We start from the raw sequence: 17,500 nt of genomic DNA, 5'->3' as shown, positions 1-17,500 counted from the left end.
TTCGTTAATTTTTCCCATTTATTTGCGTGAGCCTGGACAGCTCATCAAAAGTAGCCGTAATCGTATTTCCATTCCAGGTAGCTGTTAACCCACCTGGGCCCTCTTCCACTGTATAACCTATCTGGCTGATATAATTGGTGAAAGTATTTTTATGATTCATCTCGAAAAAACTGATCAGTTGCGGAAAAACAGACAAGGGCCGCGCGAGGTTATTACGTTCTGCCTGATCAATCTTATCGCCTTTTATAGTAGCCAGTAAAACACCCTGACCATAATCAGCGAGGTAATAGGCGCTGTCATCAAACATACCCGCAGCAATCATACCGATGCGGTGAAGATCATTTTCTGTGGCTTCAAATTCGTCTTGCGTAAATAAGTCGATATGATGTTGTGCGCCAAAAGCTTTGAGTTGCAATGCCTCTTCCAGCACCGCCGGAGGAATAGCAGATTGTGTGTTAGCCCAGGCCCACAACCAGGACTGCGCACTATGCGAAAAAGTACCCAGCACCTGTAAAGGAAATACCTTTCCTTCCCCAAAGGTGATGGTGCCTGCTTCCAGGTCGGCATCCCAATTATGTTCGCCAATCACTTCATACAAATTATGTTGTTTATCCAGGCTGCTGCCACCATATTGCTCCAGTAGCGCTTGTGCGGTATTAGCGGGATTAACATTAACAGCGGGGGCATGTGCTCTCCCCGGAATATATTTAAAAAAACTCATAGCATGGTCTATTTGAACAGGTTCAAAAATAGGAATTTATTGGGCTCCAATACTAACCGGGTTTGTTTAAAATGTCAGCAATTTGGCTTGTTCCGGAATAATCAACTTCACCTGCAGCGGATTGTATTTTTTCAATTGCGCAGGGATCAGTTGCTCCCGCTTAGCTCCGGGTTTGATATGCGTGATCACTACCGGGAAACCCTTCAGTACCGCCGTACCTGATAAGGAAGCCAACGTCTGTAACTCCGACATTAACCAATGCGGTGTCAGGTGCCCGAACAATTGTTTATCTGGTTGTTCATTGGTGAAGGATACTTCTATAAAAAGCGCCTTCAATTTTTTATCTTTCAGTAATGGGGCTACGTGTTGCCATAACTGTTGCATTTTATCCGAATGTTCTACGGAATCCGGGCCTGTATCTCCCAGGTATAATACATATGCTTCTTTATACCGCACCAGGAAAGCCGTACTTTGGTAAGGGCTGCCATGGCTTAACGGGAATGCAGTTACCTGCATATCGGTGTTTTGCAGCGACGTTTCCACACCAGGCCTAAGCACCGCATAGTGGTATTTGCCTAAGGCTGGTTTCTCGCCTTCATCAGCAAAGTTGGCCCAGCTGTTCCAGGAAAAATATTTATCCTTAAGTACATCCAGGCAATAATCGAGGCCATAAATATTTTTAGTACTATCATCCGGTGAGTTGATAACCATGCCTGCGAGGTGATCCAGATGTGCATGCGAGATGAGGTAGCCTTTTATATTTTTCTTCAGGACATCTGCTGCGCTGCCCTTTAAGAGCTTTGCCTGTATGGCCTTTTTAATGCCATAGTGTAAAGTACCGGCGTCGAGGCATACATAGTCGTTGCTGCCCTGCGGGGCAATCATATAGGAAGAAAGATTGCTTTCATCAATACCACCTTTCACGCCTAACGGAATGACTTTAAAAGTGGCCTGCGAAAATGCAGTATGGCAGCACAACATAGCTGCAAACGTAACGATGGCTAAAACGGACTTCATGGCCTAAAGTTATATTTAATACGGGAATTTACGCGCCTCCGCCCTTGAGCTCCGATATAAAACGGCAAAAAATCCGGCCTGATAATGTATACAATTTCTATCTTCAGTAATATTTCAGAAAGACCATACTTATTAAACGCACATCCATGAACCGAATAATACCCATCGCTGTAGCTGTACTGCTCACGGCATCCTGCAAACCGGGCACGGCGACCAATACCACCACCTCAGATACTGCATTAGTTGCTCCCGCCGATAATCCGCCCAACAGTGTGGGCAAAAGCTACCAGGGTACCTGGATCCGGGTGGTGCAAAGAGACAGTAATAATTATGTTGTTTTTCGTCCCTGTGGCCAGGAACTGCAATTAATTCGTGTGGGCGAGAATGATTTATATGAACAAACGGGCATCGAATCGCAAACGATCAGGATAAAATCAGTCGTGCCGGTAGATAGTAACGCCGTTAGTGTTAAGAGTACAGGTGCCTCCACTTACACCTTTAGCTGGAAAAACAAGGATAAATACATTGTAGCCTGGACACCGAAGTATTCGGCTTCTTATCCGGCGCAGGAGTACTTATATGTAGACAGCGCGCATGCCAGCTTTCTCAAATGGGAAAAAGAGCCAGGTTGTAAATAAAATTTCTTATCCTATCAGATAGCTACTCCGAAGCAATGCTTTCGCCTGCGTTATCATCAGCTCCCGTTTAGGCGATTCAATATAGAACGTCCAGGAATCACGGCTTGGCCCCAGGAACCGGTATAGTATCTGTACCGCCAGATGTGCATTTAACGTGTCTTTGACTTCCGCATAGGTTATCAGGGTATTAATTCCGAAATAAAACTCCAGCATCCGCTTAATAGTCACCTGCATCACTTCCGACCCGAAGTACCATTGGCAAATGAGTAATTCGCTGAGCAGGTATGCCAGGTCGTATACCGGGTGACCGATGTGCGACTGCTCGAAATCGATGATGCCAATTGCTTCGGTTTCTTCGTTGAGTACAATATTCCTTGAGTTGATATCTCCATGCAACATGCAGTACAATTGGGTACTATAGCTGTCTGCCAGTTGTTGTACAGTGGCGGCCATTTCTGGTTCCAGTTCCCGGGACAGCTCGTAGTACTGCAATTTTAATTTATAATCCCTGAAGATGGTGTTACAAAACAGGGGTTGTTCCGTATATGCCCTTACGTTATAGGTGGCTGCATGTAACCGGGCCAGTACCCGCGCCGCTGCCAGCAATGCAGTAACCGGCGTTTTGCCTGCCGCGAGATATTCTATGAGTGGTTTCGCATGGGGGATGCCGGCAATGACCAGCGTATTACTTGTTTTGTCTTGCCGTATTTCCGGTACGTGGGCGGCGTTCCCCTCTACCTGTCTGCAAAGGGCATGTACTTTAAAAGCCAACTCACAGCGTTGGCCGGCAGGTATTTCAGGAGGAGAGAATATCCCGGACACTTGTTTATCCAGGTATTGTTTGATATACCAGGCCTGTTGTTCGTCGTTTATCCGGTATACCTGGTTGAACAATCCCCCGGTAACGCTATGAATGGACGGCTCTTCCAGCCTTATGTTCAGTCGTTCTTCCAGGAATTGTTGCCAATAGGATACTTCATTTGTTAGCTCCATAGGGATTAAGGTAGAGAAAAAATACCAGTTGGCGCCAACTAATACTCATGCTATACTACTCCCTACATCTTATTTTTATCCGGTACCGGCATCAGGTAAGTAATCAATTTCTTTATCAGCCCGTTTTCCATCTCAAAAACATCACAAAATACCAGGTGAATGATCACTCCTTCTTTCGTTTGTGCCTGCACGGTACCTTCGGCAATGACGATATCCCCTTCTTCCATCATCCGGGCAACTGCGTTGACAGGCTTGCCCGTAAATCCTTCGTTTTCAATTTCCTTGTCGAACGCCGCTTTGCCTTTATGCGAGTAAACGCCCGGCAGTTCCCATGTTACGTCGTCCGTTAAACAAGCCAGTATTTTAGCGTGGTCTTTCTGATTGAAAGCTGCCATGTACTTCGTCACCGTTTCTTTATTCGGGCTCATATGATTGGGTATTAAAACATTCGTAAAACTGCTTATCAGCAAGGAAAGCAGTAGTAATGGCAAAAGCTTGAAGCAGCGCATGATTTTATCATTTACTGGTGGCCAATAATACCTTCAAACGATCAAACATGCTGAACCAACTTTGATAAGCACCTGTTTTTTTAGCTTCCGCTTCCGCCACGGTTTGGTGCAGGGTTAGTTTGGTTTGCTCGCCTAACGCCTCAAAGGTGATGGTGGTAATAATGGCTGATGGCCAGTCTTTAGATTTCCCGGCTGCAGTAGCGCTAACGGGTACTCCGTCTTCATTACACAATTCCATGGTGAACACCAGTTTTTCCGGTGCGTTTACTTCCAGGTATTCGCCGGTGATCCAGCAGGGGCCATGCACGGGATCCTGTACTACCGAATGAAACCGGCCTCCCACCCTGACATCTATCGACTTAAATACAATATCACAGCCGTCTGGTGCATACCAGTGTTGCAGGTGTTCAGGATCTGTCCAGGCATCAAAAACGGTTTCGCGTGGAGCATCAAACAGATGCGTGATTAAGAGATCTTCAGTTTTCGTCATCATTTGTTTTTGGATTTCTGTTGTTGTAAGTATTTGTCTAATTTTTCAAATCGTTTCGTCCATAATTTCCGGGATTGATCGATCCAGGTAACTACTTCCTCAAGCTGATCCAACTGTACCTCACAAAATCTTTCCCTGCCGCTTTGTGTAATCACCAGCATCCCGCATTCCTCCAGTATTTTAACGTGCAGGGAGATGGCCTGCCGGGTCATGTCAAACTTTTCGGCGATGGTGTTTACATTGTACGACTGCCCTGCTACCAGGTTAATAATTTCCCTTCGTGTAGGATCGGCGATGGCCTGATAAACATCTCTTCTGACTTTCATATATGCAAGTATCTGCTTGCAAATATAAAAGCAAGTATTTACTTGCACAAATAAACTTTATCCCGACGCCTTACCCGATTAATTACCTGATTTGCAAATCATATTATATGACCATATATTTGTTTAATTCAATCATATACATAACGTACATATGCGTACACCCAAACTATCCACTATTCTATTAACGGCGGTGATTGCAGCGCTTTTTTTCATTCCTTTCCTGGGAAGGGTTCATTTGTTTGACTGGGATGAAATTAATTTCGCGGAGTGCTCCAGGGAGATGTTGAAGCTGGATGACTATACCAGGATTTATATCAATTTCAAACCATTCTGGGAAAAACCACCGATGTTCTTCTGGATGCAGAGCTTGTCGATGAAAATATTTGGTATCAACGAATTTGCTGCCCGCTTTCCCAATGCGGTTTGCGGTGTTGTGACCCTGGTAGTGTTATTGATATGTGGTACCCGGCTGTACGACCGGAAATTCGGGATACTCTGGGCGCTGGCTTTTGGTGGCTCCCTGTTTCCTAATATGTATTTCAAATCAGGTATTATTGATCCCTGGTTTAACCTGTTTACTTTCCTGGCGTTGTACTTCTTTATATTGTATCACTGGAAACGGAATGGGTATGATAAAGAAGGGATAGATAAGAAACCGCTGTACTATGCCGTGTGGTCGGGTATTTTCATGGGACTTGCTATTTTAACCAAAGGGCAGGTGGCACTGATGGTATTCCTGCTGGTGCTGGGTGTTTATTTCATCTATAACAAATTCCGGATCTATTTTAACTGGGGACATGCGCTGTTGTTTCTTGTTGTTACGGCATTGGTTACTCTTACCTGGTACGGATACGAAACGGCCAAGAATGGCCCCTGGTTCATTACAGAGTTTTTAAAATACCAATACCGGCTGTTCACGACCCATGATGCCGGACAAGCAGGCTTCTTTGGCTATCACTTTGTAGTGTTGCTGGTAGGCTGTTTTCCTGCTTCTCTTTTTGCCATTCCTTCCTTCTTTAAAGCGCGCTATAGCGGCAGGTATGACAAAGACTTTAAGATCTGGATGCTGTTGTTGTTCTGGGTAGTCACCATCCTGTTCACCATTGTACAATCGCGCATTATTCACTATTCTTCCCTGGCCTGGTTCCCGATTAGTTTCCTGGCAGCGTATACGTTCTATAAATGGGACAGAAAAGAACTGGATTACAAAAAGTACGCAGGCGTATTAGCCACCACCCTGGGCGCCATCATTGCCATTGTATTGCTGGCGGTGGCGGTGATTGCTTTAAATATCAAACAACTGATTCCTTATGTACATGACACCTTTGCACAGGCCAACATGGCAGCAGATGTGAAATGGAGCGGCTGGGAAGGTATCGTAGGACTCCTGATGCTGGCCACTATCATAATAGGACTCCGGCAACTGAAAAAACATGCATTCATCAATGCCGCCACCACCTATTTTGTGGGTACCGGTTTGGTTATTTTCCTGGCGGCCGCTATCATTGTTCCTAAAGTAGAGAAGTACTCACAAGCGGCTGCGATTGAGTTTTTGGAACAAAGACAGGGAGAAGATTGCTACGTGACTACATTAGGCTACTGGAGCTACGCACCATTCTTCTATACCCATAAAGAAAAACCTGTCAACCAAAACTCCTATGATGAAAACTGGTTGCTGACAGGTCCTATTGATAAGCCTACTTATTTCGTGACAAAGATAGACAGGGTGGATCCTTATCTACAGCATCCTGGTGTGAAAGAGTTGTATCGTAAAAATGGTTTTGTATTCCTGAAACGGGAAGTAACTGCTAAGTAAGCAGAAAGCGAAAAGCAGAAAGCATAAAGCAATTGTAGCGAGTGAACTTTGCGAATATTATATCCGCATTGATCACCCGCTACAATTGCTTTATGCTTTCTGCTTTTCGCTTTCTGCTATTTCTTGCGGGAGAAGAACCGCAATACTTTACTGATCACTTTATCGTTGGAGCCGAGCATACCTTTGATTTCTGTATAAACAGCCACCATGGTATTATCCAGCTTCACCATAAATTTCTTTTTCTCTTCTCCGGGGCGCACCATATAACGGGTAGCTCTGCGGAAAGGCTGTGCTTCTTCTGTATAATAATACAGCGCAATAGATCTTCTGTGTTGATCTTCGGGGCAAGTGGTGGGCTCGGGGTGTCCATGATAAGAATCCGCATCTGTATTAAAGATTACGCAGCGGTTAAAAACAGGTAACACCTTCTTCTCACAAGCCTTCATTTCTGTATCCCACAATTCCAGTTTACCACCCCATTCTTCCACCCAGTCTTTGTTGACATACACCAGCACATTCACCCGGCGTTGCCAGTGACGATGATGCGGATGCACGGTGAAATCGGCGTGAATATTCAGGTAGCCGCCGCGTTTCGACTGATGTATACCTCCGCCTTCCAGGAGATCATCTTTCATCAGTCCTTTTATGCCGGTCAGCGTACTTAGGAATTCCAGGAACTGGGGAGAATTCAGTTCATTAATGGTCCGCTTAATGGTAGCAGGCAACAAATCCAGTTTATTCAACCCGGCTTTGTTTTCGTTGTAATGAACATAGTTGATCCAGCCATCGTCCTCATTCAATTTATCAAACTCCTTCGCGCAGGCCATCAGGGCGTCGGGGTTCAGGAAATTTTCTAATACAATATGAGGATATGGACCGGCTCCCTGGTATTCCTTACTAAGTGAAGGAAGCTGCTGATTCCAATAATCGTAGTCGAATAGCTGCGTAGTTTGCGCTGTTTCAGTGGTAGTTTGCACTTCTTGAGTTTTTAAACACGACTTTCAAAGGAGGTATAAATATAGTGCAAATATAATTCGCCGGGCATACCGGTAATAAAATATTTCCTCCCCGCTCAAAAGCAGTATTCCTGCCCCTTTTCAGTGTGGTTCCCGGGCTATCCTTCCTTCATCTGGCGGGCGATGGTGGCCGCCAATGCGTCGCCGCTATTTTCCAGGCGTTCGCTGATCCGCTGCCTTTCGCCGGCGGTTTTATTTTGAGACACCTTCTTTTGTCCCTGTAAATCGGTCACTTCTATTTCAAAAGCAACAATGCCTTTCATCATTCCCTTTTTGTATTTATCCGAGAGGCTGTTCCATTGCTCCAGGTAGCCGGCTTCATATTGGAGAATCATTTGCTCCATCACCCGGGACACCGTTGTTTCATCCTCCACAATAGTGGCTTTACCATAGGCATGCACCGCCATGTAGTTCCAGGTAGGCACGCTTTCTCTTTTATCATAATCTACTGGCGATATATAAGCATGTGGCTCGGCAAAAATAACCAGGGAGGTATTTTGAGCAATATATTTTGCCTGTTCGTTGGCAGCTGCAAAGTGTCCTTTCAACAAGAGTTTGCCAGCGCTATCGTCAATAACGAAGGGCAATGACGTAGCCACTGGTATATTGTCTTTTATAGTCACGATGGTGGCAAAGCTATATTGCTTCATAAATGCCACCATTTCCTTCCGGTCATTAAATTTAAAATATGGTGGTACGTACATATCCAATGTTTAATTGCATAATATAAAAGTAACACCTCATTGGATTACCTTTGTAGTCCAATACCAATAAAATGGATAGTCCAATTATTTCCGGGTTATTTGAGCATATTACCCTCGATCACATGGCGGAACGGCCGGTTTACCTGCAACTCGCCGATAGCATGCTGGCACTGATCCAACAAGGCACCCTGCGTGCCGGCCAGAAATTGCCCGGGAGCCGGGATATTGCCCGCATACTGGGCATCAACCGGATTACGGTTCAGAAAGCTATCGAAGAGCTGACCATACAAGGCTGGCTGGAAAGCCTGGTTGGCAGAGGTACTTTTGTGTCCACACACATGAAAGGTTACGAACCGGTAAAGCCGGATAAGTACCTGTCTTCCCATGCCCACCAAAAAGCGGGATTTCCCATCACCCCCATTCATTACCTGCACACCGTACCGGATATTCCTTTCCCGGAATTACACCTGGACGACGGCTACCCCGATCCCGGATTAGCGCCCTTAAAAGAATTGTACAGGGCCTACCGCAACCAGCTCACCCGAAGCGGCCTATACAACAAATTTGGTTGCTATGGCAACCCCGCGGGTACTCCCTGGTACCGGCAAACCATGTCTGATTACCTGAATACCACCCGTGGACTACATACCACCGCTCAAAATATACTTTCTGTAAGAGGTACCCTGATGGGCATCAACCTGGTTTGCAACGCGCTGATTGAACCCGGCGACATTGTAGTAACAGGCGTTCCCGGCTACTCCCGCATGGAACAGAACATCAGGCACGCCGGTGCGCAACATATCGGGATTGCGGTGGATGAACATGGGCTGGTAACAGAAGAACTAAAAGTGATCTGCGAACAACATCGCGTAAGAATGGTATACGTAACACCGCATCACCACTACCCTACTACCGTGTCCCTGCGTTTAGACAGGCGAATGGAATTACTCCGGCTGGCCAATGAATATGGGTTTATTATTTTGGAAGATGATTACGATTTTGATTTTCACTATAAACACAGGCCGTTACTACCACTCGCCAGCGCCGACCAGCACGGCATGGTGATTTACTGCGGCTCCTTCAGCAAAAGCTTTTCGCCGGCTTTCCGGATGGGATACCTGGTGGCAGCAGAAAATGTTATCGAACACCTGTCGAAAGTACGGGTAATGCAAGACCGACAAGGAGATCATATACTGGACAACGCAGTAGCCGACATTATCCATGATGGCACTATTCCCCGCTATTTAAGGAGAACTTTGCCGGTGTACGAGCGAAGACGCGACTGGTTTTGCAGCTTACTGCAACAACAATTAAAAGACCGGGTTAGCTTCACCATACCAGAAGGTGGCATGTCTGTATGGACGCTATTTGACAAGAGCATTAACCTGCATGAGCTGGCGCAAAAGGCCTATCAGAAAGGCTTGCTGTTATCTGATGGAGACCTGCACGGACATCGTCCGCATTACAACAACGGCATCCGTATTGGCTTTGCCTCTTCTACAGAAGAGCAATTAACCAGGAGTGTAGCTATTTTAAAAACACTTATCGAATAAGCAGATGATCGCGGGAGGCCCCCGCGATCATCCTCCTACTGTTCCAGGTGTCGTATATCCTTGTGCGTGATCACATTTCCATTTGCATCCAGTGGTATCAATGGATTGGTACCAATATCCCAGAGGTTCCCTTCCACGTCCTGTACATAGCCTGTGTAAGCACCAAAGAAGGTCTTTTCCGGCATTTTTACCACAGTCACTCCCTTGCTTTTTAATGCTGCATACAGCTCGTCTACTTCCTGCTCTGTATTCACGATATATCCCAGAATGTAGTGCCTGGAAAATTGATCTGTATAAGGAATTCTGGCGTCGTCGGCCAACGCTTTCGCAGAAAAAAGGGAAATAAGGCTGCCATTGATTTTGTAAAATACAATATCCTTATTGACGGCCTCCGGTACCCATCCAAACTTTTGTTCGTAGAAGGCGCGCATAGCGGACATATCTTTCACGCCAATGGTCAGAATACTCATTCGTTGTTTCATCGTCTGTTTTTTTTGTGCAGCAATATCGTTACTGGTGGTAATGATCAGGATAACCAGCAGTATCCGGCTAATGATGTTCATATTAAAGATATTTTTCTGCACAAAACTAAGCAGCGCCGATAGCCGGGTGTTTGTATAAAAACGACAAACTACTCCTCCATAAATAGCTGCCTGATCTCCGCATGATGTTGCGCCTCACTTACCTGCAATACTTCGTTTACCAGGTCTGTTGATACCGGTCTCGGGCCGGGGTATCGATGATGTTGCAAAAAATTCCTCAGTGCTTCATTTACCTTATGCTCGCCTATCAGTTCACTAAGTTGTACCATTACTACCGCTCCTTTGGAGTAGGTGATATGTGTTTGTTCTTCCCGTACTTTGTACAAAGGCCGGTTCTCGGAAAGTCCTTTCTCACTATCATATATTTGCTGATGTATTTTCACCTTTTCCCACATCTTCTCCCTCCCATACATTTTCTTATATAACATCATCTCGGTATACATCGCCAATGTTTCGGTGAGCATGGCGGCTCCTTCCCGGTTATCGGGGTCTATCTGGCTATTTCCCCACCAGATATGCGACACCTCATGCGCGGCTAATTCATTAATTACATCCTGTTGTTGATCACCTTTGATATTGGCATGAAAGAGGCTACTCTCGGTCATAAAAATACTGGCCGGATAGGCAGTACCCGCAAAAGCACTGGAAAAGGCAGACACCTCGGAAAAGGTAAGCGAATGAAAGGGATACGGACCGAAATTTTCCCGGCAATAATCCAGCGTTTGTTCAGCAACGGACATTAAATGAGCTACATTTTCCGGATGTGTGGGATGGTAGTATACGTACAAGGCTATTCCTTTATAAATTGCACGGCGCATGGCATAACAGGCAGACGAAACGGCGAAACGAAAGGGACAGGGATTTGAAGTCCGGTAATGAAAATAGTTGCGACCATGCTGCGACCATCGCTGCACCAACTCTCCTGTACCAATGGCCGTTTGTGTGGCATCCGTAGAAATCACCAGGTCTAAATGAATAAAGTTGTAAGGGGCTGTTTTAGGGTGATCTACCGGTACTACGCCAGTAGCCACACCTAATCCTGCCTCCCGACGTTGTAGCGTATCCGTTATTTCCCGTGCCGCCTGATACCCTATTTGTGGAAAATAACGGCTGATTCTCATGAAGGAACCATTTTCCAGGATGGCATTGGCCGGCTGGTGTCCATTAACAGGCGTCCATTTGTATGACATCTCAAAATAAATATCAGCGCTATCGGCTGGCTGCAGGGGATGCTGTAACAACAGCTCCGACACCGGCTGACGAATAGAGATTACTTCATTGGCAGCAGCATACCGGGCATTCATCAGGTTCAATTCATCATCAAAGTTGATCAGTATTTTATAGATGGCGCTCCTGGAAATATTCCTAATACGATACTTACCTGTAATCATCCAGGCCCTTTCGCGAGGGTATAAATTAACCTGGGTAACTACTTCCGTAATTACCGGTTGTTCCATCTCCTGGTACTTCCGGTATGCTTGCTCATATTGGACAGCCGCAGCCAGTTTGCTGGCATCGTCCGTCTTCCGGTATCCTACCATAAATGCTTTGCCGGAGAAAAAGCCCACCACCGCCAGCATCATCACTTCCAACAACAACAATCCTTTTAACTTCCTCCTTTTCACCATATCATAAAGGAGCCATAGTATTCCTATCACAGCGGTTCCAAATACCAGTCTTGCGACAAAAGCAGGCAAATAAGCCCCGTATCCGTTGAAATCGCTATACACGCCATTAAACCCCGAAAAAAAGCGAAATAGCGGGTGTAAGATCACTTTCTTAGACAACGGACTTGCAAGGGCCAGCGCCATTAAAATATTTGTACTCAAAGCCAGGTAGTGACGATTCATCAATTGGTTTATCAACAACAACGCAGCCGTCAGCAACAGTAATGGCCAGGTATTGAAAACGAGTACACCTGCGTAAGCGCGCCAATCGACCACAGGATACTGGTATATCCATTGGAAAATCAGGCCCAGCAGGATCATGATGATCGTATATGAGAACAGGAGTATCACACTGCTTCCCGCGTGCCCCCATAGCTTACTGGTAGCTTGTGCTGTGCTGTTTTCAATCGGGGAAATTCTCACCGTATTACTTTTCCAATACCCCTCTGTTACAAAATATATCATGAGTAACATCCCGATGAAATGAAAGTTCCCGATAATAGTAGTAGCTATTAACCCTGATCCGGCATATTGCTGCGGCAGCCGAATACCTTTGTCGATAGCAGCATACAGCTCCATGCTGATATAAAAAATCAATAACAGGAGGCTGACAGGGAATGAAATACTTTTGATGAGGTGCCTCATATCCATTTTTATAAATGCCCCTATCGACTGTAGTCGGGTACGTAAATTATACCTGGCAACGACTGTCACGTTAACGGCTATAGGCAAATTCCCCGATGCTGCTATGGTGGCTAATTTTCGCCTACCGGCACTACGGAAGAAACGATTATAGCCGATCAATAAGCAAATCAGGGAGGAGACTATTACCAGGCCTCTGTTTAACAGGAAATATCCAGTTGCCGGTATTAACACGGTATTATGCTGGCTCACGGAAAGAAGGCGGCTATCGTAAAACCAGGCCGATAGTCCGAAGGGGTCCAGGATAGCAGATAACGCCTGCACTGTCAGAGATTGCGGGGAAGTCTGTGCCATCAGCGGTGAATTTGAAAACAGTAATAGCACCATGTATAACACATACAACAACAGGCCTCCTATAGCCATCGTTAGTTTATTACGGGTGCTCCATGCCAGGCAGCACAGCCAGCTGCATACAAATAAACTGTTGACACCTGCGAAAAAAATGAATGGATATATGTAACTAATCACCGGAATGGGCTCACCGGCTCTTATCACCTGTCCGATACCAAACCCCAGCGTCAATAGCAAAAAGCCGGCAAGTGTTAATATCCAAAGGGACAGGAACCGTCCGCCCGCCACCATATATTTACTGACCGGCGTAGTAAACAGGATTCCGTCAAACCGGGTATCCCATTCTTTGAATAACAATTGTTGCGCAAAAACAGTAGCGGTGAGGATGATAGAGAGGCTCAGGAACCCCAACATAAAGCCGATACTGTAGGCCGATTTAAAAGAGATGCTGGCACTTGCCGCCATATTAAACTGACTGCCCGCGAACAAGCCCGCACCCACCAAACAGGCTATCAGCAAACAGCTGGTTAACCCTTTCGTATATGCTTTTATATCAAACAGGAAAATGGCTTTCATGGGTTAGTGTGATAAAGGGCGTGAAAATATGCATGTTCCAGTGTAGGCGTTAACGGTAGAAAACCGGTTGGGGGTTGTTCTGCAAAGACGGTAATATACATAGCGCCCGCAATGAACTGTTGCCCTATCAGCCGGTAGTTATTTTCGGAAGATGGGAAAACTACTGTGCGTACCTGTTTGGTCCAGATTTTTCCCTTTAGTCTCCTGATCATTTCTGCAGGGCTTCCGACGGCCTGCAGCTCGCCGCCTTTGATGATGGCGGCTTGTGAACACATCTGCTGTACATCTTCTATGATATGCGTAGAAAGGATCACGATTACCTGCTCGCTGATTTCACTCAATAATATGTTGAACCTGTTGCGCTCTTCCGGATCCAATCCGGCGGTAGGTTCATCCACGATGATCAACTGAGGATTTCCCAACAATGCCTGCGCCACCCCGAAGCGTTGCTTCATGCCTCCTGAAAAAGTGTACACTTCTTTGTTTTGCACATGAAGCAGGTTTACTTTATTGAGTAAATAACCTATCTGTGCTTTTCTTTCTGTGGCGCTACTGATACCTTTGAGTATGGCAAGATGTTGCAGCAAGTCGTAAGCTGATATCTTCGGATAAACACCAAAGTCCTGCGGCAAAAATCCTAATTGTTTTCTGAGGAATGTAGGATGTTTTATGACATCCACCCCGTTAAAAACAATCTGTCCGTTATCCGCCTTTTGCAGTCCTACGATGGTTTTCATGAGCGATGATTTACCGGCGCCATTGGGTCCTAATAAGCCGAACATCCCGTTGCCCATATCCAGTGAAATATTGCAGAGTGCCTTTACACCATTTTTATAGGTAAGCGAAAGCTGATCAATATAAAGCCTGTTCATATTAACTGAGTTTAGACAATACAATCCCTGGCAATGGTGGACCATTGCTTTTTTTATACGGTTGATGATTATGATGGATTATGCTTCTTCCCTATATTCTAAAATATCGCCGGGTTGGCATGCCAGAATTTTGCAGATGGCCTCCAGGGTATCAAACCGTACCCCTTTGGCTTTTCCGGTTTTAAGTATGGATAAGTTGACCGGCGTAATACCTAATTTTTCCGCCAATTCTTTGCTTTGCATTTTACGTTTTGCAAGCATCACATCAATGTTTATGATAATTGGCATAGTTATATAAATAAGTCTTGTTCGTTTTGCAATTGTAATCCCTGCTTAAATATCGCTGCCATAAACCAGGCAAAAACTCCCAGGAACAAATGCACGATAACGAGCACCCATATGGCCTGCTGCACCGCAACAAATAAGGTGGCGCATAGGGTAGTAATACCGGGCGCTATGCAGTTTAGCAAGTAAAATCTGCGCAACTGCGCGATATGATGCAGTGAAAATAATTTAGGCTGACAGAAGACTTTAAAGACACCCGACGCCAGTTGGAAGAATATGCTATATAACACCAGTGGCACCAGGAAAGAGAAAACAATATAAGATGGCTGGTATTCTATACTAAGGAAAGCCTGGCGGGTAAATGGATAAAAAATATGGAGATATTTGCCTTCTCCATAGGTGGCCACATTCCAGTTAGCCAGCAAACAAATAATGGCATACCCGGTAGTTAACAGGTAGCCGAGGGCTAATGCTTTGCTGATATAATACAATATTTTAGAAACAGCTTTTACACGGATCATTGGAGGTAATTTAAATCAATGATCCAAAAGTAGTAATTAATTATCGTAAAACGATAATTAATTACTACTTTTTTATAAATAATTCTTTGTTGAGTTGGACTGTTAGCAGGAGTATTGGTTTTACAATTACACCTTTAACGCACTACGGAAACCTCTCACGGCATAATAAGAATCCGCACCGTTGTGGTATATAAATATTTTATTGTAGCGCCTATCCGCGAATTCGGCGCCACCAAGCTTTCTTACAGCCGCGGGCGTTTTAATCCAGCTGGAAGTTTTCAGATCAAACGCTCCCAGCTCCTGCAATGCCCGGTATTCTTCTTCTGTTAAAAGCTCCACGCCCATTGCTGCTGCCATGCCTACAGCGCTACCGGCAGGCTTGTGCTCTTTCCTGGCTTCGAGTGCTTCCTGGTCGTAGCAAATGCTACGGCGGCCTTTGGGTGTTTCGGGTGAGCAATCATAAAAAAGATACTCGTCTGTTTTTTTATCATAGCCTACCACATCCGGTTCCCCACCAGTGTTTTCCATTTCCTGTAATGACCAGAGTTTTTTGGTATCGGCGGTTAGCCTGGAAGCGATTTTGGTCCAGTCGAGGCCCTTATGCCGCTGCATATGTTTTTCAAAACGGGTTTTCAGTGTTTGGAGTAACGTTTCCTGTTGTGCGGAGGACAGCGTTTTTTTCGTGGTAGCCATAGTGTTGATGTTTTATGGTATCTGGCGGAGGTTTGAAGGTTGCAATTTAACTAGAAAATATACAGGTTCCGTTTATTTTTGATCAGTTTTGGCTGCGTATCGATTTAGATAGCCAGCCAAAACCCCTTCTCTCTTATTTTTTTACCACAAAACTAATCCTCCCATTCGTCTCCATCTGCGCCTGCACCACGTCTTCCAGCGCATTTTTCGTTGTTTCCAGCCGTAGGCTTTCCAGTAAGTCCTGTTTGCTTAAAGAGGCTACCTTCATATGCTCCCAGATAATTTCACCTTGCGCGTATAACAGTAACGACTCTCCTTTTATCAACGCCGCTACTTTACGGGATTTGGTACACGCCCAGGCCAACAGCCTGTCTACTAAAACAATCACGGTGGCAGCCGCTACTGTAGAGAAGAAAGGAGAAGCTCCTACAATCCCCCTTGCCAACACTGCCCCCAGCATAATAATAACGATTGTATCAACCGCGGATTTCTTCCCAAAGATGCGCATACCTCCTACCCGGATCAACAGGAGGGTAATAAAGAACATGGCAAAAGCCCTGCACGACATTTGCAACATAGATAGTTGTTCTCCGTCACCAAATAGAAAATGTATCGTATTCATGCTATATCTTTAAATCATTTCCGCCGCAAAAACTCATGCCGGAATAGTGCTCCAGCAAGCCAAACCGTAGTATTCATCCATATTTACAGCTATCGCAATCACTATCAGACACAACAAATAAATAGGGAAAATCTCCAACACAAAAGAACATCACTACGTCAAAGCGGGCATTTTTATCCCCGCAATTATTAACGGCTGTTGGCAAAGTCAGCATCTGCAATACAAGGTAGTGCGAGCATCATCCCAAAGTATCCTTCAGGCATGTCTTTTGAAAAAATAAAGAGATCACTCACTTTAAAACTATCATTATGGCTACGAAAACAATAACCGGCAGATCAACTGCCAGTAAAGGAAGCACCGCCAGATCTTCCGGTAAACCCACCAAAATGGAAAATTCTGAATTTCACCGCTTTTTCGTGGATGAATTAAAAGACATTTACTGGGCGGAAAAAGCGCTGGTAAAAGCGCTTCCTAAAATGAAAAAATCGGCCACCAGCGAAGAACTGGCCGCTGCATTTGAAAAACACACGGGCGAAACCCAAACACATGTGGCTACGCTGGAACAAGTGTTTGAACTATTAGGCGAAAAAGCAGTTGCCAAAAAATGTGATGCCATGGAAGGGCTCATCGCAGAAGCTAACTCCATCATTGAAGATACCGAAGCCGACTCCATGGTTCGTGATGCCGGACTAATCCTGGCTGCGCAAAAAGTAGAACACTATGAAATTGCTACTTACGGTACACTTCGCGTTTTTGCAGCTAATATGGGACATGAGGACGTGGAAAAATTACTTTCCCAAACCTTGGCTAACGAAAAAGCAACAGACAATGCATTAACTGATTTGGCAGAATCTTCTATTAATGAAGAAGCCAGTGAAGAATAAGGTTTAACAATAGTGAATAAACAGCGTATGGGGGTACTTTTCAAAGTACTCCTTTTTTATTA

The 17,500-nt window shown here is 45.2% G+C and carries 19 protein-coding genes; 4 read left to right on the top strand and 15 right to left on the bottom strand.

Features of this window, described 5'->3' with window-relative positions; genetic code table 11:
- Positions 1 to 4 precede the first annotated feature (4 nt).
- Together AC5ZC7_RS09195 and AC5ZC7_RS09190 are read right to left on the bottom strand one after the other, a co-directional pair.
- On the bottom strand, positions 5 to 721 hold the full coding sequence (locus AC5ZC7_RS09195) for a DUF6882 domain-containing protein (RefSeq protein WP_496159605.1): 717 nt from the start codon (positions 719 to 721) through the stop codon (positions 5 to 7).
- Positions 722 to 787: 66 nt separating this feature from the next.
- Complete coding sequence (locus tag AC5ZC7_RS09190) at positions 788 to 1,738, bottom strand: MBL fold metallo-hydrolase (protein ID WP_496159606.1); 951 nt, start codon at positions 1,736 to 1,738, stop codon at positions 788 to 790.
- Between the two features lie 146 nt (positions 1,739 to 1,884).
- Between AC5ZC7_RS09190 and AC5ZC7_RS09185 the strand changes: the two genes are divergently transcribed.
- Positions 1,885 to 2,376 (top strand): hypothetical protein, encoded by a 492-nt coding sequence (locus AC5ZC7_RS09185; protein WP_496159607.1) that lies wholly within the window; start codon positions 1,885 to 1,887, stop codon positions 2,374 to 2,376.
- 6 nt (positions 2,377 to 2,382) lie between these two features.
- Here the strand turns inward: AC5ZC7_RS09185 and AC5ZC7_RS09180 are convergent, their stop codons facing one another.
- The 4 genes from AC5ZC7_RS09180 to AC5ZC7_RS09165 form a co-directional block, all read right to left on the bottom strand.
- Positions 2,383 to 3,369 carry a phosphotransferase gene (locus AC5ZC7_RS09180; protein WP_496159608.1) on the bottom strand — a complete coding sequence of 329 codons (987 nt, stop codon included), beginning with the start codon at positions 3,367 to 3,369 and terminating at the stop codon, positions 2,383 to 2,385.
- 62 nt (positions 3,370 to 3,431) lie between these two features.
- Positions 3,432 to 3,797: a nuclear transport factor 2 family protein gene (locus AC5ZC7_RS09175; protein ID WP_496159609.1), complete on the bottom strand. Its 366-nt coding sequence runs from the start codon at positions 3,795 to 3,797 to the stop codon at positions 3,432 to 3,434.
- A gap of 88 nt (positions 3,798 to 3,885) precedes the next feature.
- Positions 3,886 to 4,371, bottom strand: a complete 486-nt coding sequence (locus AC5ZC7_RS09170; protein WP_496159610.1) for an SRPBCC domain-containing protein — start codon at positions 4,369 to 4,371, stop codon at positions 3,886 to 3,888.
- Positions 4,368 to 4,694: a metalloregulator ArsR/SmtB family transcription factor gene (locus AC5ZC7_RS09165; RefSeq protein WP_496159611.1), complete on the bottom strand. Its 327-nt coding sequence runs from the start codon at positions 4,692 to 4,694 to the stop codon at positions 4,368 to 4,370. The genes AC5ZC7_RS09170 and AC5ZC7_RS09165 overlap by 4 nt, the downstream gene beginning before the upstream one ends.
- A gap of 151 nt (positions 4,695 to 4,845) precedes the next feature.
- Between AC5ZC7_RS09165 and AC5ZC7_RS09160 the strand changes: the two genes are divergently transcribed.
- Complete coding sequence (locus tag AC5ZC7_RS09160; RefSeq protein ID WP_496159612.1) at positions 4,846 to 6,510, top strand: glycosyltransferase family 39 protein; 1,665 nt, start codon at positions 4,846 to 4,848, stop codon at positions 6,508 to 6,510.
- 116 nt (positions 6,511 to 6,626) lie between these two features.
- On the opposite strand, the gene AC5ZC7_RS09155 is transcribed toward AC5ZC7_RS09160, so the two are convergent.
- A complete protein-coding gene (locus AC5ZC7_RS09155; protein ID WP_496159613.1) occupies positions 6,627 to 7,487 on the bottom strand; it encodes a 2OG-Fe(II) oxygenase in 861 nt (286 codons plus the stop codon).
- Between the two features lie 137 nt (positions 7,488 to 7,624).
- Positions 7,625 to 8,230 carry an FMN-binding negative transcriptional regulator gene (locus AC5ZC7_RS09150; RefSeq protein ID WP_496159614.1) on the bottom strand — a complete coding sequence of 202 codons (606 nt, stop codon included), beginning with the start codon at positions 8,228 to 8,230 and terminating at the stop codon, positions 7,625 to 7,627.
- A 71-nt stretch (positions 8,231 to 8,301) separates the two neighbouring features.
- Between AC5ZC7_RS09150 and AC5ZC7_RS09145 the strand changes: the two genes are divergently transcribed.
- On the top strand, positions 8,302 to 9,783 hold the full coding sequence (locus AC5ZC7_RS09145; RefSeq protein WP_496159615.1) for an aminotransferase class I/II-fold pyridoxal phosphate-dependent enzyme: 1,482 nt from the start codon (positions 8,302 to 8,304) through the stop codon (positions 9,781 to 9,783).
- 35 nt (positions 9,784 to 9,818) lie between these two features.
- Here AC5ZC7_RS09145 and AC5ZC7_RS09140 read toward each other — a convergent pair whose 3' ends face one another.
- From AC5ZC7_RS09140 to AC5ZC7_RS09110, 7 genes are all read right to left on the bottom strand, one after another.
- Positions 9,819 to 10,346 (bottom strand): VOC family protein, encoded by a 528-nt coding sequence (locus AC5ZC7_RS09140; protein ID WP_496159616.1) that lies wholly within the window; start codon positions 10,344 to 10,346, stop codon positions 9,819 to 9,821.
- Between the two features lie 68 nt (positions 10,347 to 10,414).
- Positions 10,415 to 13,561 carry a M1 family aminopeptidase gene (locus tag AC5ZC7_RS09135; protein ID WP_496159617.1) on the bottom strand — a complete coding sequence of 1,049 codons (3,147 nt, stop codon included), beginning with the start codon at positions 13,559 to 13,561 and terminating at the stop codon, positions 10,415 to 10,417.
- Complete coding sequence (locus AC5ZC7_RS09130) at positions 13,558 to 14,433, bottom strand: ATP-binding cassette domain-containing protein (protein WP_496159618.1); 876 nt, start codon at positions 14,431 to 14,433, stop codon at positions 13,558 to 13,560. Before AC5ZC7_RS09130 ends, AC5ZC7_RS09135 begins: the two co-directional genes overlap by 4 nt.
- A gap of 78 nt (positions 14,434 to 14,511) precedes the next feature.
- Positions 14,512 to 14,721 (bottom strand): helix-turn-helix domain-containing protein, encoded by a 210-nt coding sequence (locus AC5ZC7_RS09125; RefSeq protein ID WP_496159619.1) that lies wholly within the window; start codon positions 14,719 to 14,721, stop codon positions 14,512 to 14,514.
- Between the two features lie 2 nt (positions 14,722 to 14,723).
- Positions 14,724 to 15,239, bottom strand: coding sequence for a hypothetical protein (locus AC5ZC7_RS09120; protein WP_496159620.1), 516 nt, complete (start codon positions 15,237 to 15,239; stop codon positions 14,724 to 14,726).
- 126 nt (positions 15,240 to 15,365) lie between these two features.
- Positions 15,366 to 15,932 (bottom strand): DUF4256 domain-containing protein, encoded by a 567-nt coding sequence (locus AC5ZC7_RS09115; RefSeq protein ID WP_496159621.1) that lies wholly within the window; start codon positions 15,930 to 15,932, stop codon positions 15,366 to 15,368.
- 133 nt (positions 15,933 to 16,065) lie between these two features.
- On the bottom strand, positions 16,066 to 16,554 hold the full coding sequence (locus tag AC5ZC7_RS09110; protein WP_496159622.1) for a YetF domain-containing protein: 489 nt from the start codon (positions 16,552 to 16,554) through the stop codon (positions 16,066 to 16,068).
- A 308-nt stretch (positions 16,555 to 16,862) separates the two neighbouring features.
- On the opposite strand from AC5ZC7_RS09110, the gene AC5ZC7_RS09105 reads away from it, so the two are divergent.
- Positions 16,863 to 17,438 carry a DUF892 family protein gene (locus AC5ZC7_RS09105; protein WP_496159623.1) on the top strand — a complete coding sequence of 192 codons (576 nt, stop codon included), beginning with the start codon at positions 16,863 to 16,865 and terminating at the stop codon, positions 17,436 to 17,438.
- Positions 17,439 to 17,500 lie beyond the last annotated feature (62 nt).

This window comes from Chitinophaga sp. 9-1-y, assembly GCF_059511905.2.
This window is presented reverse-complemented; position numbering and strand designations above follow the sequence as displayed.

What these genes read in the sequence shown, in the direction of transcription:
- AC5ZC7_RS09175 (WP_496159609.1), bottom strand. Translation starts at nt 3,797, where the DNA reads ATGAGCCCGAATAAAGAAACGGTGACGAAGTACATGGCAGCTTTCAAT.
- AC5ZC7_RS09130 (WP_496159618.1), bottom strand. Translation starts at nt 14,433, where the DNA reads ATGAACAGGCTTTATATTGATCAGCTTTCGCTTACCTATAAAAATGGT.
- AC5ZC7_RS09115 (WP_496159621.1), bottom strand. Translation starts at nt 15,932, where the DNA reads ATGGCTACCACGAAAAAAACGCTGTCCTCCGCACAACAGGAAACGTTA.
- AC5ZC7_RS09170 (WP_496159610.1), bottom strand. Translation starts at nt 4,371, where the DNA reads ATGATGACGAAAACTGAAGATCTCTTAATCACGCATCTGTTTGATGCT.
- AC5ZC7_RS09125 (WP_496159619.1), bottom strand. Translation starts at nt 14,721, where the DNA reads ATGCCAATTATCATAAACATTGATGTGATGCTTGCAAAACGTAAAATG.
- AC5ZC7_RS09180 (WP_496159608.1), bottom strand. Translation starts at nt 3,369, where the DNA reads ATGGAGCTAACAAATGAAGTATCCTATTGGCAACAATTCCTGGAAGAA.
- AC5ZC7_RS09160 (WP_496159612.1), top strand. Translation starts at nt 4,846, where the DNA reads ATGCGTACACCCAAACTATCCACTATTCTATTAACGGCGGTGATTGCA.
- AC5ZC7_RS09110 (WP_496159622.1), bottom strand. Translation starts at nt 16,554, where the DNA reads ATGAATACGATACATTTTCTATTTGGTGACGGAGAACAACTATCTATG.
- AC5ZC7_RS09105 (WP_496159623.1), top strand. Translation starts at nt 16,863, where the DNA reads ATGGCTACGAAAACAATAACCGGCAGATCAACTGCCAGTAAAGGAAGC.
- AC5ZC7_RS09135 (WP_496159617.1), bottom strand. Translation starts at nt 13,561, where the DNA reads ATGAAAGCCATTTTCCTGTTTGATATAAAAGCATATACGAAAGGGTTA.
- AC5ZC7_RS09190 (WP_496159606.1), bottom strand. Translation starts at nt 1,738, where the DNA reads ATGAAGTCCGTTTTAGCCATCGTTACGTTTGCAGCTATGTTGTGCTGC.
- AC5ZC7_RS09150 (WP_496159614.1), bottom strand. Translation starts at nt 8,230, where the DNA reads ATGTACGTACCACCATATTTTAAATTTAATGACCGGAAGGAAATGGTG.
- AC5ZC7_RS09145 (WP_496159615.1), top strand. Translation starts at nt 8,302, where the DNA reads ATGGATAGTCCAATTATTTCCGGGTTATTTGAGCATATTACCCTCGAT.
- AC5ZC7_RS09120 (WP_496159620.1), bottom strand. Translation starts at nt 15,239, where the DNA reads ATGATCCGTGTAAAAGCTGTTTCTAAAATATTGTATTATATCAGCAAA.
- AC5ZC7_RS09195 (WP_496159605.1), bottom strand. Translation starts at nt 721, where the DNA reads ATGAGTTTTTTTAAATATATTCCGGGGAGAGCACATGCCCCCGCTGTT.
- AC5ZC7_RS09185 (WP_496159607.1), top strand. Translation starts at nt 1,885, where the DNA reads ATGAACCGAATAATACCCATCGCTGTAGCTGTACTGCTCACGGCATCC.
- AC5ZC7_RS09165 (WP_496159611.1), bottom strand. Translation starts at nt 4,694, where the DNA reads ATGAAAGTCAGAAGAGATGTTTATCAGGCCATCGCCGATCCTACACGA.
- AC5ZC7_RS09140 (WP_496159616.1), bottom strand. Translation starts at nt 10,346, where the DNA reads ATGAACATCATTAGCCGGATACTGCTGGTTATCCTGATCATTACCACC.